The organism is Acinetobacter dispersus, from assembly GCF_009884975.1.
Lineage (GTDB): Bacteria > Pseudomonadota > Gammaproteobacteria > Pseudomonadales > Moraxellaceae > Acinetobacter > Acinetobacter dispersus.
The window spans coordinates 3,995,801-4,014,357 of record NZ_CP041970.1 but is presented as its reverse complement, the minus strand read 5'-3'; the positions used below and the strand labels follow the sequence as shown (position 1 = coordinate 4,014,357).

Sequence of the window (18,557 nt, the reverse complement as noted above, 5' to 3'; positions counted from 1 at the left end):
CTCTATATAAATAAGTTAATCAACTAAAACTGAATCTTTTATAGAACATACTGCTTAAATTGATTTTAAGTTTAAGGGGGAATATTTCTTCCAGTCATAAAAAAACCCCAATGTCTCCATTGGGGTTTTTTAAAGATTAAAATCTAACGAATTACGCTAAACCTTTCTCTTTTAAAACTTGCAACATAGTAGAACCAAGCTCAGCTGGGCTACGAGTGTAAGCCATTCCCGCGCGTTCAAATGCAGCGAATTTCTCTTCAGCAGTACCTTGACCACCAGAAATGATCGCACCAGCATGACCCATACGCTTACCTTTAGGTGCAGTTACACCAGCGATGTAACCTACAACAGGCTTAGTCACGTTAGATTTGATGAATTCAGCTGCTTCTTCTTCCGCTGTACCACCGATCTCACCGATCATGATGATTGCATCAGTATCTGGATCGTCTTGGAACAATTGAAGCGCTTCGATCTGGTTCATACCTGGGATTGGGTCACCACCAATACCGATACAAGTAGACTGACCTAAACCAAGCTTAGTTGTTTGAGCAACAGCTTCATAAGTCAATGTACCTGAACGTGAGATGATACCAATACGACCTGGTTGGTGGATGTGACCAGGCATAATACCGATCTTACATTCACCTGGAGTGATCACGCCTGGGCAGTTAGGACCAACTAAACGAGTACCGTTACCGTTAGTTTCTAAGTAGCGTTTAGCTTTAAGCATGTCGATTGTTGGAACACCTTCAGTGATCACAACGATTAGGCCAACACCTGAATCAACAGCTTCAACGATTGAGTCTAAAACGAATGGAGCTGGTACATAGATTACAGATGCATCAGCATTTGTTTCACGTACAGCTTCTTTCATTGTGTTGAATACTGGTAGGTCAAGGTGAGTTGTACCACCTTTACCTGGAGTAACACCACCAACAACTTTTGTACCGTAGTCTAAAGCTTGTGCAGAGTGGAAAGTACCGTTTTTACCAGTAAAACCTTGTACCAATACTTTAGTGTCTTTATTAATTAATACGCTCATGATTGATACTCCTTACGCTTTAACTGCAGCTACAACTTTTTCTGCGGCATCAGATAAACCGTTCGCAGAAATTAATTTCAAACCTGATTCATCAAGTAATTTAGCACCTAACTCAGCGTTGTTACCCTCTAAACGAACAACAACTGGTACAGTTACATTTACTTCTTGAACCGCTGCAATAATTGCTTCAGCAATCATGTCACAACGTACGATACCACCGAAGATGTTGATTAAAACACCTTGTACAGAAGTATCAGCAAGGATGATTTTGAACGCTTCGATTACGCGCTCTTTCGTTGCACCGCCACCAACGTCAAGGAAGTTTGCAGGCTGACCACCATAAAGTTTAATGATGTCCATTGTTGCCATTGCAAGACCAGCACCGTTAACCATACAACCGATGTTACCTTCTAAAGCAACATAGTTAAGATCAAATTCAGATGCTTTTAATTCACGCTCATTCTCTTGAGATTTGTCACGTAAAGCAGCAACTTTAGGTAAACGGTAAAGCGCGTTAGAGTCGATACCTACTTTCGCATCTACACATAAAATATCGCCATTTTCACGAACTGAAAGTGGGTTAATTTCGAATAATGCAAAGTCATTTTCAACAAATGCTTGGTAAGCAGCAGCCATGATTTTTACAAATTGGCTAATTTGCTTGTCTTTCAAACCTAAAGCAAACGCAACTTCACGTGCTTGGAATGGTTGTAAGCCAACTAATGGATCAACTTCAACTTTGATAATTTTTTCTGGAGTTTCTTCTGCAACTTTCTCGATTTCTACACCACCTTCGGTAGAAGCCATGAAAGTAATACGACGGCTAGAACGGTCTACAACCGCGCCCAAGTAAAGCTCGCGCTCAACTGGATAAACGTCTTCAGCAACGATAATGCTGTTAACTGGTTGACCATTTGCATCTGTTTGATACGTTACAAGACGAGTACCAATGATGTTGTTTGCAAATTCGATAACATCTTCTTTAGATTTTGCAACTTTAACGCCGCCAGCCTTACCACGACCACCAGCATGAACTTGCGCTTTCATTACAGCGAATTTACCACCAAGCTGTTCAAATGCAGCAACTGCTTCGTCTGCATTTGTTGCCAAGATACCTTCTTGTACTGGCATGCCATATTCTTTCAATAACGCTTTAGCTTGATACTCATGTAAGTTCATTTAGTTACCTACTATGTTGTTTGTAGTGATACAGCCTTGATCTTCTTAAAATCAGACTGCTACATATTGAATAAATGATTGTCTAAATAAGACAACCATCATCATTCAAAAAAAGTGTGGCGAACCACACTTTATATTTATTTACGCTTACGTTGAATCGCGTGGATTGCACGACCGTCAACAGAAAGCGCTGCTTCATGTACAACTTCAGAGAAAGTCGGGTGACCGAAAGTCATCAATTGTAAATCTTCAACAGAAGAAACAAACTCAAGTGCGATCATACCTTGGTGTACGATATCAGACGCATTAGGACCCACAACGTGCATACCTAAAAGACGATCTGTTTTCGCATCAGCAACGAATTTCACAAAACCAGCAGTATCACCAGCAGCCAACGCACGACCATTCACCGCAAATGGGAATTGACCTGCTTTAACTTCGTGACCTTTTTCAGCGGCTTGTTCTTCAGTTAAACCAACCCAAGCTGCTTCTGGGTGTGTGTAAATAACGCTGATGATCGTGTCATAGTTCACTTGAGCTGCATGACCGTGAATACGTTCAACAGCCATTACGCCCTCTTCCATTGCTTTATGTGCAAGCATTGGACCACGTACCAAGTCACCAATCGCGTAAACACCTTCTACAGATGTTTGACATTGGTCATTTACATCAACCAAACCACGCTCAGTCAATTTAATGCCTGAATCTTCAGCCAATAAACCTTCTGCATATGCTTTACGGCCTACACAAACGATAAGCTTGTCAAAAACTTGTTCTTTGTCTTCGCCAGCTTGGTTGTATTTAACCGTTACTTCTTGACCATTGGTTTCAGCGCCAGAAACTTTCGCACCAATACGGATATCTAAACCTTGTTTCTTCAAGATTTTTTGATATTCCTTCGCCAATGCTTTATCAGCCATTGGTAAGAATGCATCTAATGCTTCAAACACAACAACTTCTGAACCAAGACGACGCCATACTGAGCCAAGCTCTAAGCCGATAACACCCGCACCGATCACACCAAGACGCTTAGGAACTTCTGAGAATTTCAATGCGCCAGTAGAATCAACAATTAAGTCTTCATCAACAGGAGCTACTGGAATATTTACAGGCACAGAACCCGTTGCAAGAATCACGTACTTTGGTTCTAAAACCTGTACTTCACCTTCAAAAGGCGTGAATTCTACTTTTTTACCTGCAAGTAATTTACCAGTACCTTGTAACCACTCGATACCATTACCTTTAAGTAATTGAGCAACACCACCAGTCAATTGATCTACAACTTTGTCTTTACGTGCCAACAAAGTATCTAAGTCAAATTTAACTTCACCAGTCGTAATACCGTGTTCAGCAAGTTCGTGAACTGTTGCTTCGTAACGGTGAGAAGAGTCAAGCAATGCTTTAGAAGGGATACAACCAACGTTTAAACACGTACCACCTAGAGATGGTTTACCGTTGTGAATACGTTTTTCGATACAAGCGACTTTAAAACCAAGTTGAGCTGCACGAATCGCCGCTTCATAACCACCAGGTCCACCGCCAATAACAACAAGATCAAACTGTTGAGACATTTTTATCTCCATTTTAATCTCCCCTAACCTCTCTTTGAAAAGAAGAGGAATTTCCACAAATCTTAAAATGTATATGAGTCGTGAAAGCCCCCCTTTTATAAAAGGGGGATTTAGAGGGGATTATTAAGTAATAAGTTATAGGTCAAGAATAAGTTTAGCTGGCTCTTCTAACAATTCTTTGATTGTTACCAAGAAACCTACAGCTTCTTTACCATCGATTAAACGGTGGTCATAAGAAAGCGCTAAATACATCATTGGTAAGATTTCAACTTGACCATTTACCGCCATAGGACGTTCTTGGATTTTATGCATACCCAAGATCGCTGTTTGCGGTGTATTTAAAATTGGTGTTGAAAGTAATGAACCGAAAGTACCACCATTGGTAATCGTGAACGTACCGCCAGTCATGTCTTCGATACCTAATTTACCGTCACGCGCTTTATAAGCGTAATCACGGATACCGTTTTCCACTTCTGCATAGTTCATGCGGTCAGTATCACGAAGGACTGGTACAACTAAGCCACGCTCACTCGATACAGCAACACCGATGTCATAGAAACCGTGATAAACGATATCATCGCCATCAATTGAACCATTCACTGCTGGGTAGCGTTTTAATGCTTCAGTCGCTGCTTTAACAAAGAAAGACATAAAGCCTAAACGAGCACCATGACGTTTTTCGAAAGCATCTTTATATTGCTTACGCATTTCCATGATTGGCTTCATGTTAACTTCGTTGAACGTTGTTAACATTGCAGTTTGTTGTGTAGCAGCCAATAAACGCTCAGCAACACGCTTACGTAAACGTGTCATCGGAACACGTTTCTCGATACGCTCGCCCACAGCAACGCTTAATGGTTGAACTGATGCAGCAGGTTTAGCTTGATGGCTAGCAACATCTTCTTTAGTGATGCGACCACCACGGCCTGTACCTTGTACGTCAGCAGCATTGATACCAGTTTCAGATAATGCTTTACGAACTGCAGGCGCTTGGTTTGCATCAACAGCTTGAGTTGATGCAGCTGCTGGCGCAGATGCAGCAGGAGCAGCCGCGGCTGGCGCAGCAGCTTCAGGAGCAGCAGCAGAAACAGCACCAGCTTCGAATTGAGCAATCACTTCATCAGAAAGAACTGTATCGCCTTCACCTTTGATGATTGCAACTAAGCTACCATCAGCTGGAGCAACCACTTCTAAAACAACTTTATCGGTTTCAATGTCACAGATCACTTCATCACGTGATACAGGTTCACCTACTTTCTTGTGCCAAGTTGCGATCGTACCGTCAGCAACTGACTCTGGAAATACCGGTGCTTTAATTTCGGTTGCCATTATTTAGAATCTCCTGATTGTTCAACTTCAATCGCAAGTGCGTCATTGATAAGCTGAGCTTGTTGTTTTGCATGCAAGTATGGCGAGCCACAAGCAGGTGCGGCAGATGCTTCACGACCAGCATAGCTAATACGGATTTGTTTACCAGATTTAAGAACGTCTTCATACAAACGAGGAACGATGAATAACCAAGCGCCTTGGTTTTTCGGCTCTTCTTGTGTCCAAACAAGTTCTTGAATGTTTGGATAAGCTGCCATGACTTCAGCAAGGCGTTGCTCTGGGTATGGGTACAATTGTTCGATACGAACGATCGCAATATGGTTTAAACCAAGTTCACGACGTTTTTCGAGTAAATCGTAATAAACCTTACCACCACAAAGCACTAAGCGAGTCACATCAGCTTTGTTGATTTGATCAATTTCATCGATCACAGTTTGGAATGAACCGTTTGCTAATTCATCTAAAGTTGAAGTCGCAAGTTTATGACGTAATAACGATTTTGGTGACATTACGATCATTGGCTTACGAATCGGACGAACTGCTTGACGACGTAACGCATGGAAAATCTGCGCTGGAGTTGTCGGTGTCATCACTTGCATATTGTCTTCAGCACAAAGCTGTAAGAAACGCTCTAAACGTGCAGATGAATGTTCTGGACCTTGACCTTCATAACCATGTGGCAACAACATTGTTAAACCACAAACACGCTCCCACTTGGTTTCACCCGAAGCGATAAACTGGTCAATAACAACTTGCGCACAGTTTGCGAAGTCACCAAATTGTGCTTCCCAAACGATTAAGCTTTTTGGCAATGTCGTTGAATAGCCGTATTCAAATGCAAGAACTGCTTCTTCTGACAATAAAGAGTCATAGACCGCAGTACGTGGCTGATTTTCTTTGATATGGCAAAGTGGAATATAAACAGAACCATCAACTTGGTTGTGTAATTTGGCATGACGATGTGAGAATGTACCACGGCCTACGTCTTCACCTGTAATACGAACCAAGAAGCCATCATCAAGTAAAGATGCATACGCTAAGGTCTCTGCAGCACCCCAGTTGAGTGGCATTTCGCCTGTTTGCATTTTTACGCGATCATCAATGACTTTTTGAACTTGACGCTGTAATACAAAACCTTCTGGCAATGTATTCATTTTCAAACCAAGTTCTTTCAAACGATCAACGCTGAACGTTGTATCCCAAAGATCTGTGTATTCATGGCCCAAATAAGGTGCCCAATCGACAAACATCTTTTTGTTTGGTTCACGAACAAGTGCATTGGCAACATGATTACCTGCTTCTAGATCAGAACGGTAGCCTTCAACCATTGCATCGGCACTTGCGCGATCAAGGATTTGTTGCTGAACCAATTGATCTGCATACAAAGTACGCGTAGTCGCTTTCTTGTTGATCACTTGATACATCATTGGTTGCGTTGCAGATGGTTCATCCGCTTCGTTATGACCGCGACGACGGTAGCAGAACAAATCTAAGATGACATCTTTACGGAATTCATGACGGAAATCGTGCGCGATTTGAGTTGCAAAAATTACAGCTTCAGGATCATCGCCATTGACATGGAAAATCGGTGACTGAATCATTTTTGCGACGTCAGTACAGTATTCTGTAGAACGTGTATCGCGTGGATCAGAAGTTGTGAAACCGACTTGGTTATTAATCACAATATGAACGGTACCGCCCACTGTGTAACCACGTGTTTGTGACATTTGGAAGGTTTCTTGGTTTACACCTTGACCAGCAAATGCAGCATCACCATGTACGATTACAGGCAGTACGTCATCACCGCCAATGTCTTTACGACGTACTTGACGTGCACGAACTGAACCTTCAACCACTGGACCAACAATTTCCAAGTGTGACGGGTTAAACGCTAATGCTAAGTGAACTTCGCCACCTGGAGTCATTACGTTTGAAGAGAAGCCTTGGTGATACTTAACGTCACCAGAACCTTTCTTATGAATACTTTTTCCTTCAAACTCACCGAAAAGGTCAGCTGGGTTTTTACCCATGATGTTGACAAGAAGGTTGAGACGACCACGGTGTGGCATACCAATCACAACTTCTTTACAACCGACGCTACCAGCACGTTGAATGATTTCGTTCATCATTGGAATAAAAGACTCACCGCCTTCTACACCAAAACGTTTTGCACCAACGAATTTATTACCAAGATACTTTTCTAAACCTTCTGCCGCAGTTAAGCGTTCTAAAAAGCCTTTTTTCTGATCATTGGTAAAATTGAATTTACCGCGGACACCTTCTAAACGTTGCTGAATCCAACGTTTTTCTTTGGTATCAACGATATGCATATATTCTGCACCAATTGAACCGCAGTAAGTTGCTTCCATGGCATCAACCATTTCAGACAATGTTGCTTCTGCTTTTCCAATTGCGAGGTTGCCTGTATTAAATACAGTATCGAGATCTGATTTAGTTAAACCGTGCGCAGATAAATCGAGGTCAGGAACGTCTTCGCGTTTCGCAAGACCTAATGGATCGAGTTTAGCTTTTTGATGACCACGGTTACGATAAGCAGCGATTAATTGTAAAACACCAATTTGACGACGCTCATGCTCTGTGCTTACAGTGCTTTGTACAACAGGTTGAACTCGGTTCGCATTACGACCCAAAAGGAGGAATTGCTCGCGCACACTGCCGTGTGGTTGATCACCTTTAGGGTATTTATCGAAATATTCACGCCAATCCTCTGACACTGAGGTTGGAGAAGTTAGGTACTGTTCGTATAGCTCTTCAATATACGCTGCACTATCAGCGGAAAGTTCAGTGTCAAGACGCGAAGCGTCAGCAACTTCTTGCATTTTTGGACCCATTTCCTATTGCAAAAAATAATACAGGCTGCCTTTTAAGCACACCCATGATTCATAGTGTCAAATTGGTAACAAGACACTACTACCCAAGATCATCCAACCTTGAGACATTATTACTACACATCAGGAGTATTCCCTTTGATGTAACAAATGAGCTATACACCTTCAATTCAAGGCATATAACTCATTCTTCATACTCGATGAAATCGAGCAATTTTTTGCAAATCATTTTAGAAAAATTAACTCGATTTTTAACTTTTCTAAATTGACTTTTTCCACAAAACCTGTACAAATCTCTAAGACCAGATCCTTAGATAAGCTCAAGAATCTGCTTATTTTTTGATTCCAGTTGTGGCAGAAATCCTAACATGTTCTCAAGCTTGGATTGATTTTTTTGACACATACCATCCATAAAGCAGCGAAATACACACATCAAATTATATTCTAATATACCGCCCTTTTGATAAAAGTTGCACTCTGATTGATCAAAAATAAACATTCTCTACAAATCTTGCACAAATCCCACGCAGTTCGATCAAAAACAAACCAACATATCGATTTATATGATTTTATTTAACAGTAAAATCTATAAATATTTAGGGTCGAATTTCTAAATTTCAAGCTTGAATATTTTTAAGCAACCATTTTTTAACCAATCAAAAGTAACAGTACTAAACGTAAAAAAGGAGACCCTTTTCAGAGTCTCCTTTTTTGTTGCTTAGAAAACTAGATTAACCAGCTTGATCCAACAACATATTACGAATGTGACCAATTGCCTTTGTCGGGTTCAAACCTTTAGGACATACAGATACACAGTTCATGATCCCCTTACAACGGAACAAAGAGAATGGATCGTCTAAACGAGCCAAACGCTCTTGTGTTGCCGTATCACGAGAGTCAATGATGAAGCGGTATGCATTTAACAATGCAGACGGTCCAAGGAACTTATCAGGGTTCCACCAGAATGATGGGCATGAAGTTGAACAACATGCACAAAGAATACATTCATATAGACCATCTAAATGTTCACGTTCTGCTTGAGACTGTAAACGCTCTTTCGCAGGTGCAGGCTGATTGTTGATCAAGAACGGTTGAATCTTGTCATATTGATCATAGAACTGATTCATGTCTACAACCAAGTCTTTTACCACTGGTAAACCAGGTAAAGGACGGATCACAATCTTCTCTGGTAAATCGTTCAAGTTCCACAAGCACGCTAAACCATTTTTACCATTGATGTTCACACCATCCGAACCACAAATACCTTCACGGCAAGAGCGACGGAATGTTAATGACTCATCTTGCACTTTCAACGCAAGTAACGCATCAAGCAACATACGGTGCTTATCAGTTAACTCAAGTTTGAAAGTTTGCATGTACGGCGCTTTATCCTTATCAGGATCATAGCGGTAGATTTCGAATGTACGAGTGCCTCTACTCATCTTTGTTCTCCCGATTAGAATGTACGTGGTTTAGGTTCAATTGCTTCAACCGTTAACGGGCTGAAACGTACTGGCTTATATTCAAGACGGTTGTCTGATGAATACCATAAAGTATGCTTCATCCATTCATCATCACGGCGACCGTAAGAATAAGTTGGATGATCAGGTGCTAACTCATAGTCAACAACTGTATGCGCACCACGACATTCTTTACGTGCAGCAGCAGAAATCAGAGTCGCTTTCGCAACTTCATACAAGTTTTCAACTTCTAATGCTTCAACACGTGCAGTGTTAAATACTTTAGATTTGTCTTTCAAATGAATGTTACGAACACGTGGCTCAATCGCAAGAATTTCTTTTACGCCTTTATCAAGCAATGCTTGAGTACGGAATACACCTGCGTGATCTTGTACGATGTCACGGATTGCATCAGCAACTTCTTGCGCGTTTTCACCCGTAGTTGAATCATCTAACTTACGAATACGCTCTAATGTATTTACCAATACATCAGTCGGAAGCGGTTGATAATCATCACCATGATGTTTAGTCACGTAGTCAATGATGTGTTCACCCGCTGCTTTACCGAATACCACAAGGTCAAGCAATGAGTTGGTACCTAAACGGTTTGCACCATGTACTGATACGCAAGAACATTCACCAATTGCATAGAACCCTTTCACAGGTTTTACGTAATCACGAGTACCGACATAATGATACTCTTTGGTGTCTTTATTGTAGCTTGCAGAGAATTCACCTTCTTCTACGCCATGTGGTACAACCACTTGGCCATGAATATTGGTCGGAATACCACCCATTTGATAATGGATTGTTGGTACAACTGGAATTGGCTCTTTTGTACAGTCAACGTTTGCAAACTTCTTACCAATCTCAAATACAGATGGAAGACGTTTCATAATCGTTTCAGCACCCAAGTGAGTCATATCCAATAAGATATAATCCGCTTTAGGACCACAACCACGACCTTCTTTAATTTCTTGGTCCATAGAACGTGATACGAAGTCACGTGGCGCCAAATCTTTTAAAGTTGGTGCATAACGTTCCATGAATGGTTCGCCGTCTTTGTTACGAAGGATACCACCTTCACCACGACAACCTTCAGTCAACAATACGCCTGCGCCCGCAACACCCGTTGGGTGGAATTGCCAGAATTCCATATCTTGCAAAGGAATACCTGCACGAGCAGCCATACCAAGACCGTCACCAGTGTTGATATAAGCGTTGGTTGATGCGCGATAAACACGACCTGCACCACCTGTAGCGAACAAGGTTGCTTTCGCTTGGAACACAGCAATGTTACCTGTTTCTTGGTCAATTGCCGTCACACCAAGTACATCACCTGCTTCGTTACGGATTAAGTCTAATGCAATCCATTCAACGTAGAACTGGGTGCCCATTTTTACGTTGCTTTGATATAAGGTATGCAATAACGCATGGCCTGTACGGTCAGCAGCAGCACACGCACGTGGAACTGCTTTTTCACCATAGTTTGCAGAGTGACCACCAAATGGACGCTGATAGATCGTACCATCTTCGTTACGGTCAAACGGCATGCCCAAGTGTTCAAGCTCATACACAACTTTTGGCGCTTCACGTGTCATGAACTCGATTGCGTCCTGATCGCCTAACCAATCAGAACCTTTAACCGTGTCATAGAAGTGATAATGCCAATTATCTTCTTGCATGTTACCTAACGACGCACCAATACCACCTTGAGCGGCAACTGTATGCGAACGTGTTGGGAATACTTTGGTCAATACAGCAACTTTTAAACCCGCTTGAGCAAGTTGGTAAGCAGCACGCATACCAGAACCACCACCACCAACGATAACTGCGTCGAAAGTGAGGTTTTGAATATTTGAATAATCTTCTTTAGGGTTAATTGCGCCCATGATCTCTTCCTATCAATTTGCCCAGAAAATCTGGATACCCCAGATTGCGTACACGAACACTGAAATAATGACAGCAGAAGTGAGTACAAGGCGTAAACCTGAAGCTGAAGGGCCCATTTGACGAGTCGTTACATAATCAGTAAAGACTTGCCACATACCAATCCAAGCGTGTGCAACGAGCGATAACACTGCTAATAAAGAGAAAATCTTCATTGGCAAAGTCAGCATAAAGCCAGCCCACTGTTCATAACCAAATCCGCTATTGCAAAGGATCCAGCCAAACAAAACAACAGTGTATGCAGCTAACACTACAGCACTGACACGTTGGATATACCAATCGCGAGAACCTGAACCTGTTAAACCTGTAGCACTTTTCATCAGAACATAATCCATACGAATGCTGCGACAATACCAATCGCAGACAAGATCAATGAAATTGTAGCTGCAATACGACCGCTTTGAAGTTCTTCAGCAAAACCGAGGTCAGCAAGTAAATGCTTCACACCTGCGATAAAGTGGAAAATCAAGCCAGCTACAAATACCCATACGATGAAACGTACAATGATATTTCCGAAAACGACATTTTTAACGTAGTCAAATCCTTCTGGAGAAGATAAAGACTTATCCAAAATCCATAAAAGAACTGCAACTAATACGAAAACGATTACACCTGATAGACGGTGTAGAATTGAGGCAATAGCCACGGGCGAGCGTAAATTTACCGCTAATACCTGACCCATGGACAAATTGACAGGTCTGTTGCTTTTCACAGCGGGCATCCTGTAGGTAGAAACTCCATCTGGAGTTTGTTTGACTTAATTCAAAGGAAAGCTGGCATTGTTAGGCAAGCACAGCACATGCCTAACCTATATAACGACACCGAATTATAAAACGTGAAATATCAAAATACAAACAATCAACTTTCGCTTTAGTCGAAAAAAACTTTAAATAAGAATCATTCACACGCATAATAACGGCGACAAAACCACCGAATTCAGACAAAAACAACTATCTAATTGTTTTGTAATGATAAAAATAAAACACTATTTTTTATAGATACTTTTTAATTTTATAAATTCTTTTCTTTTATATTTATTAAAAAACAGCTTTTCTGGCTTTAAATCAGCACAATTTCGCGACGTGATACATACTTTAAAATAATAGCCCTCATTTATATTTTAAATATCATAAATTGATAATCTATTTTTATCATTCAATTAAGCAAAATCAACAAGTCATTTTTTATACAATTAATCGCACCATAATGAATCAATAATGATGCAACAAATCACGTTTTTAAATGATTTTTGAATGGCCGTTTAAGAGTAAACAACGAGAAATATAGGGGTTTTAACCAAGATAAGTATTTATTTTATAAGTAGTGCTCCCCTTCCCAAATAAAAATTTACTTACAATTGGACTGATGCTTCATTTTTTTTATGCACCTGAAACTTGATTTGACATATTATACTCGACCGGTGCTGTGATTTTACTCAGTTTTTTCTTCGATACTGAATGACTAATTGACTGTAGCAACGTCATTTTTTATCCCTAAGTATAATTGACAAAATTTTAGTAACCACTAATCTTATAGCAAATTTTGACACCGTCTGATTCGCACATGACAAGATTAGTATTTCGAGTCAGATAATCATTCACCAGGACAGGAGATCTATTGAATGTCTGCAGCAACTGGCAAAAAAGCCGTATTACAGCTTGATGGCAAAGAAATTGAATTACCAATTTACAGCGGCACATTAGGCCCAGATGTAATTGACGTTAAAGATGTATTAGCATCAGGTCACTTTACTTTCGATCCTGGTTTTATGGCGACAGCTGCTTGCGAATCTAAGATCACATTCATTGATGGTGACAAAGGTGTTTTATTACACCGTGGTTATCCAATTGATCAATTAGCGACTCAAGCAGACTACTTAGAAACTTGCTATTTATTGTTAAATGGTGAGCTTCCAAATGCTGAACAGAAAGCAGAATTTGATGCTAAAGTACGTAACCATACTATGGTTCATGATCAAGTAAGCCGTTTCTTCAATGGTTTCCGTCGTGATGCTCATCCTATGGCTATAATGGTTGGTGTTGTTGGTGCATTATCTGCGTTCTATCACAACGGTTTAGACATCGAAGATGTAAACCACCGTGAAATTACTGCAATTCGCCTAATCGCGAAAATTCCTACGCTTGCAGCGTGGAGCTACAAATATACAGTAGGTCAACCATTCATTTACCCACGTAATGACCTTGGTTACGCAGAAAACTTCTTACATATGATGTTTGCTACACCTGCTGACCGCGATTACAAAGTAAACCCAGTTCTTGCTCGTGCAATGGATCGTATCTTCACGCTTCATGCTGACCACGAACAAAATGCGTCTACTTCTACAGTTCGTCTTGCTGGTTCTACTGGCGCAAACCCATATGCATGTATCTCTGCTGGTATCTCAGCACTTTGGGGACCTGCTCACGGTGGTGCAAACGAAGCTGTACTTAAAATGTTAGACGAAATTGGTAGCGTAGAAAACGTTGCTGAATTCATGGAAAAAGTAAAACGTAAAGAAGTTAAACTCATGGGCTTCGGTCACCGTGTTTATAAAAACTTCGATCCACGTGCGAAAGTCATGAAAGAAACTTGTGACGAAGTTCTTGCTGCATTAGGCATCAACGATCCACAATTGCAACTTGCAATGGAACTTGAGCGTATTGCACTGAACGACCCGTACTTCGTTGAGCGTAAGCTTTACCCGAACGTAGACTTCTACTCAGGTATCATCTTAAAAGCGATTGGTATCCCAACAGGTATGTTTACAGTGATCTTCGCGCTTGCACGTACTGTTGGTTGGATCAGCCACTGGTTAGAAATGCACAGCGGTCCTTACAAGATCGGTCGTCCACGTCAGCTTTACACAGGCTCGACGCAGCGCGACATCAAACGTTAATTTCGATTAGCGTTAATAAAAAAGGATGCTTCTGCATCCTTTTTTTTGTTTTATCGGTTATGCTCAAAAAGAAGACTTAAACAACATTCATTTTTACAGAACTAATTTACCGAGCCGATGATCAAAAAAACCACTGTCTTGATACAGGTCACACTGCCCGTGTTCCAAATGAAAATTGCGTCCTTTACGCTGTTTTTATTGATGATCATACTGACTTGGCTCTTACTCGTTTACTTTAGTTATGATTTAAGCCTGTACTATCTCTATCAATTCCTGCCTTTCTTTGCCCAACTGCTCAGTATTGCTTTGATGTTTGCTTTATTAATACCAACGCTTTACCTGTATAACCAGCTTTATCAAAAGTACTTTAAACGCTTCACCACCTTTAAGTTATATCAGCAAGGCATGGCTCTGGAGGATTCCAAGCAAGCTGCTTTTTTCACTTGGCAAGATTTGATTCAGATACAGCTTCATCAGCAGCAGACGCAAATTCATAGTTTCAATCTTCTAAGCAAAACTAAACCCTATCGACAGTATTTCTATTTTAATTCATGGATGTGGCCTGCCACGTTAACCCAGCAACATTGTGAGTTTTTACCATTCTGGAAAAAACTGGAAGCGCTGGCAAAACAACAACAGTGGCAACGGTTCCGAAATACAAGTACCAACAAGAAAACCCATATTGACATCATTAGCATAATTGCAGATCAACAGGCGCTAGACTCTTTTCAAAGAAAACAAAGATGGCTTACAGTTGGATTAATCCTTGTTATTTTAGCCAGTTTTAGCCTTTTTATGAGCTACCTTCTTTGGCGTGAATTTGATGATGGCAGCATTGATCTGCCTCATCAACAAACTCAGTCAATCTCCGGCACAAATTTCGAAACATTCCAGAATCAGGTTTATATTTTTAAACAAGGCCAAGGTACTTTTTTAGTTCCCCAAGCAAAGGCTGATCAATTTACAGGTTTAGCTCTGAGCAATCTTCCTGATCGTGCAGATGAGCTGTATAGCAATGTCGGTAAAACACCACAACATGTTTACTGGCAAGACCACATCTTATCTCAATTAAATCCTGCACAAACAAACTATTTAGGCAATGATTTCACCAAAGATGGTCAACAGGTTTACTTTCGCGATATACGTTTAACCAACGCGAGAGTCGCTCATTTCTCGGCGGTACTACATCCAAGATTCAATACACTAAGCTATTTTTACGCCAAAGATGATCAACAGGTCTTTTACAAAACAAAAGCTTTAATAGATTTAGATCCGCAACAGAGCCAAGCATTTCCAAATAGCAGCCAATATATCCACGACCAACAAGTGGTTTATTATCAAGATAAAAAGCTGGGCAAGTTAAATGCGCAACAGACGCAGATTTTTAGTGGCAGTAACCGTTTTAGTCAGAACTTAAATCTAGCAACAGATGGTCGATCTTTTTATTTAAATGAACATCCATTACCACATATTGCTGAGCACAAGTTTTGGGGAACAACACCTGTTGATTTATCACACCTGCAACTCATTGGTAGCCAAAGCAATGAGCCCTATCCAGGAAATTTCAGTTATATTTTTGCAGATCAGCAAAATATTTATATCTATGATGAGTTTTATCAACGATTAAAAGTGCTCTATCATTTTCCTCAACCAATACAGCTACAAGCTCTGGAGGATCGACGCTTTAGTGATGGAAAAAATATGTACATAATCACAGAAAAGATCTACCGATCTAAAGGGCGTTCTTCTGGAACGACCACGCACGGTTTCAAAATCAGCCTGATTCGCGAACAAGATCAACAGATCATCGCTCAATATTTTGCCCGTAATCCAAGTGCCTTCAAACTATCCACCCTGTTTCATAACAGGGAGATCAACTAATCTCAAAATATAAACAAGATCAGCTAGATGTCGATCAACAAACCTCATGGTCAATAAGATTTTCTACAACAAGTGCTTGCTTAAATCTCATCTTCTTCTAGTTCTAGCGCGCGCAATAAAGTATTGCTAATACCATCGGCACGCAACCAAGCCAATTCATAACTCGCTTTTGCTAAGGCCAGTACGCGACGTTCAAATTCATCCCAAATCGGTTTAACTTGTGCATCACTAATACCAAGGCCACTTTCATGCGCCAAATGTTTATTCTTTTCACAAATTTTTAAGGCATAGTACAGCTTGCGCCCTTTACTGGCACTCTCCAATACTCGCGTACGCTTATTCTGAATAAAACCCTCGATATGCTGTACATTTGCATGAGGCAGCAAAGGCACCAAGATCTGATCAAGTTGCGCGTCTAAGCGCTTCCACACCATCAAGCGTTGCTCTGCCGTATAGGTATTCCACTGAATCACCTCATGATTAAAACGACGACAGCCACGGCAAACCAGATCACCAAACACCGTTGAACAACGCCCTGCACATGGGGTCAATGATGGAATTCGACGATCATTACTCAAAACCAACTCCTCTAAAACCATATTTATTTTATGGTTTTCTCGCTTATTTTCAGATTTCGCGCTAAAATGTGCGCCTAATTTTTCTATCTTAATACATTTGGAGTTATCCATGAACGCTACTGTAGAACAGCTTGCACCTGTAGAACAGCAAGCGACCAATAATTGGGTTGTTGCAGCACTATATCAATTTAAAGAAGTTTCAGATGCAGCGAATCTGCAACAACGTCTTTTGGACTTAGTGAATAGCATCAATTTATGTGGAACTCTGATTGTAGCGTCTGAAGGAATTAACGGAACTGTTGCTGGTGACCGTGCCGCGATTGATGCAGTTCATCAATTCCTTCTCAACGAAGGTTTTAACGCAATGGAATATAAAGAGTCTGAAAGCTCTGAAAAGCCATTCCGTAAAATGAAAATTAAACTTAAAAATGAAATTGTAACTTTAGGTGTAGAAGTAAAGCCACGTGATTTGGTTGGCCACTATCTTGATCCTAAAGAATGGAATGATCTGATTAGTCGTGATGATGTGATCCTGATCGATACCCGTAATGATTATGAATATAAAGCAGGTACATTCAAGGGCGCAATTGATCCTAAAACAGAATCATTCCGTGAATTCCCTGAATATGTAAAACAGAATCTTGAACAGCACAAAGACAAAAAAATTGCGATGTTCTGTACTGGTGGTATTCGTTGTGAAAAATCAACCTCTCTCCTGCTTCAAGAAGGTTTCAATGAGGTCTATCACCTAAAAGGCGGCATTCTTAAATACCTAGAAGAAACACCTGCTGAAGAAAGCATGTGGGAAGGTGAATGTTTCGTTTTTGATGGCCGTACTGCTGTTACTCATGGTGTTGAAGAAGGTGAAAACATCAAGTGTCATGCTTGCGGTTGGCCATTAACCAAAGTTGAAGCTGAACTGCCAAGCTATGAACATGGCGTCTCTTGTGTTTACTGTATTGATAAAACCACGGACAAGCAAAAAGCAGGCTTCCGTATGCGCCAGTCACAAATTGCGGCTGCTAAACGCAAACGTCTATAAGCTGAATAAGTAAATTAAAAGCCATAGTTTAACTATGGCTTTTTTATTGTGTTGATAAAAATCATGTAACGATTCGGCTATTGAGCATTACATCAACTACAACTATGCTAAAAACAATAATCAAATGAATCATATAAGGGCATTATGGGACTGGAAGAGTGGGTTCTATCGATCATGGAGAAACTTGGATATTTAGGTATCGCATTTTTAATGTTTCTAGATAATGTCTTTCCCCCTATTCCATCTGAAATCATTATGCCCTCAGCAGGCTATACTGCATCAAAGGGTGAACTTACCCTCATCGGTGTCATTATTGCAGGCAGTGCAGGTTCAATACTCGCAGCGATGCTGTTGTATTGGATAGGACGCAAAGTCCCTCAGCAACGTCTGTTTAATTTTGTAGAACGCTATGGAAAATACCTCCGTATTCAGGTGGCTGATCTAGAAAAGGCCTTAATGTGGTTTAACAAACATGGGCATCGGATTGTTTTCTTTGGTCGTATGATTCCAGCTGTACGTTCTTTAATTAGTATTCCTGCTGGTATGAGTAGAATGCCTTTTGCCAAATTTATGTTCTACAGTACTGCTGGAACCGTGATTTGGACGAGCTTTTTAGCTTATCTTGGCTTTCATTTTAGTGAAAATCAGGCACTGATGATGGTGATTCTGCAACGTATCAGCTACATCATTTTTGCGCTTGTTCTCCTTTATATCCTGTGGTGGATAATCAAAAAGTTTTATCCAAATAAATCAAATCATTCCTAAAAGCGCGGGCTTAGT

At 40.7% G+C, this 18,557-nt stretch carries 14 protein-coding genes; 4 read left to right on the top strand and 10 right to left on the bottom strand.

The genetic code is table 11. The annotated features are described in order from the left end of the window. Positions 1 to 151: 151 nt before the first annotated feature. From sucD to sdhC, 9 genes are all read right to left on the bottom strand, one after another. On the bottom strand, positions 152 to 1,042 hold the full coding sequence (gene sucD, locus FPL17_RS18655) for a succinate--CoA ligase subunit alpha (RefSeq protein WP_003655479.1): 891 nt from the start codon (positions 1,040 to 1,042) through the stop codon (positions 152 to 154). A gap of 12 nt (positions 1,043 to 1,054) precedes the next feature. After that, the gene (gene sucC / locus FPL17_RS18650) at positions 1,055 to 2,221 is read right to left on the bottom strand and encodes an ADP-forming succinate--CoA ligase subunit beta (RefSeq protein WP_003655470.1); all 1,167 of its coding nucleotides are present in this window, start codon (positions 2,219 to 2,221) and stop codon (positions 1,055 to 1,057) included. Positions 2,222 to 2,358: 137 nt separating this feature from the next. After that, positions 2,359 to 3,792: a dihydrolipoyl dehydrogenase gene (lpdA, locus tag FPL17_RS18645; protein WP_004803172.1), complete on the bottom strand. Its 1,434-nt coding sequence runs from the start codon at positions 3,790 to 3,792 to the stop codon at positions 2,359 to 2,361. Between the two features lie 135 nt (positions 3,793 to 3,927). After that, a complete protein-coding gene (gene odhB / locus FPL17_RS18640; protein ID WP_005192560.1) occupies positions 3,928 to 5,121 on the bottom strand; it encodes a 2-oxoglutarate dehydrogenase complex dihydrolipoyllysine-residue succinyltransferase in 1,194 nt (397 codons plus the stop codon). Continuing rightward, the gene (locus tag FPL17_RS18635) at positions 5,121 to 7,961 is read right to left on the bottom strand and encodes a 2-oxoglutarate dehydrogenase E1 component (protein ID WP_005192562.1); all 2,841 of its coding nucleotides are present in this window, start codon (positions 7,959 to 7,961) and stop codon (positions 5,121 to 5,123) included. The genes odhB and FPL17_RS18635 overlap by 1 nt, the downstream gene beginning before the upstream one ends. A 740-nt stretch (positions 7,962 to 8,701) precedes the next feature. Next, positions 8,702 to 9,412: a succinate dehydrogenase iron-sulfur subunit gene (locus tag FPL17_RS18625; RefSeq protein ID WP_004664446.1), complete on the bottom strand. Its 711-nt coding sequence runs from the start codon at positions 9,410 to 9,412 to the stop codon at positions 8,702 to 8,704. Positions 9,413 to 9,426: 14 nt separating this feature from the next. Beyond that, positions 9,427 to 11,322 (bottom strand): FAD-dependent oxidoreductase, encoded by a 1,896-nt coding sequence (locus FPL17_RS18620; RefSeq protein WP_005150339.1) that lies wholly within the window; start codon positions 11,320 to 11,322, stop codon positions 9,427 to 9,429. 12 nt (positions 11,323 to 11,334) lie between these two features. After that, positions 11,335 to 11,700: a succinate dehydrogenase, hydrophobic membrane anchor protein gene (gene sdhD / locus FPL17_RS18615; protein ID WP_004652198.1), complete on the bottom strand. Its 366-nt coding sequence runs from the start codon at positions 11,698 to 11,700 to the stop codon at positions 11,335 to 11,337. Then, positions 11,700 to 12,101, bottom strand: a complete 402-nt coding sequence (gene sdhC / locus FPL17_RS18610; protein ID WP_050560503.1) for a succinate dehydrogenase, cytochrome b556 subunit — start codon at positions 12,099 to 12,101, stop codon at positions 11,700 to 11,702. Before sdhC ends, sdhD begins: the two co-directional genes overlap by 1 nt. Positions 12,102 to 13,001: 900 nt before the next feature. Here sdhC and gltA point away from each other — a divergent pair. Further along, positions 13,002 to 14,276, top strand: coding sequence for a citrate synthase (gene gltA / locus FPL17_RS18605; protein ID WP_004652200.1), 1,275 nt, complete (start codon positions 13,002 to 13,004; stop codon positions 14,274 to 14,276). A 117-nt stretch (positions 14,277 to 14,393) separates the two neighbouring features. Continuing rightward, complete coding sequence (locus tag FPL17_RS18600; RefSeq protein WP_159886735.1) at positions 14,394 to 16,157, top strand: DKNYY domain-containing protein; 1,764 nt, start codon at positions 14,394 to 14,396, stop codon at positions 16,155 to 16,157. A gap of 80 nt (positions 16,158 to 16,237) precedes the next feature. On the opposite strand, the gene FPL17_RS18595 is transcribed toward FPL17_RS18600, so the two are convergent. Then, positions 16,238 to 16,735, bottom strand: coding sequence for a DUF1289 domain-containing protein (locus tag FPL17_RS18595; RefSeq protein ID WP_159886733.1), 498 nt, complete (start codon positions 16,733 to 16,735; stop codon positions 16,238 to 16,240). Between the two features lie 109 nt (positions 16,736 to 16,844). Here FPL17_RS18595 and trhO point away from each other — a divergent pair, with 109 nt between their 5' ends. After that, on the top strand, positions 16,845 to 17,777 hold the full coding sequence (gene trhO / locus FPL17_RS18590) for an oxygen-dependent tRNA uridine(34) hydroxylase TrhO (protein ID WP_159886731.1): 933 nt from the start codon (positions 16,845 to 16,847) through the stop codon (positions 17,775 to 17,777). 144 nt (positions 17,778 to 17,921) lie between these two features. After that, complete coding sequence (locus FPL17_RS18585) at positions 17,922 to 18,542, top strand: DedA family protein (protein WP_159886729.1); 621 nt, start codon at positions 17,922 to 17,924, stop codon at positions 18,540 to 18,542. Positions 18,543 to 18,557: the final 15 nt, after the last annotated feature.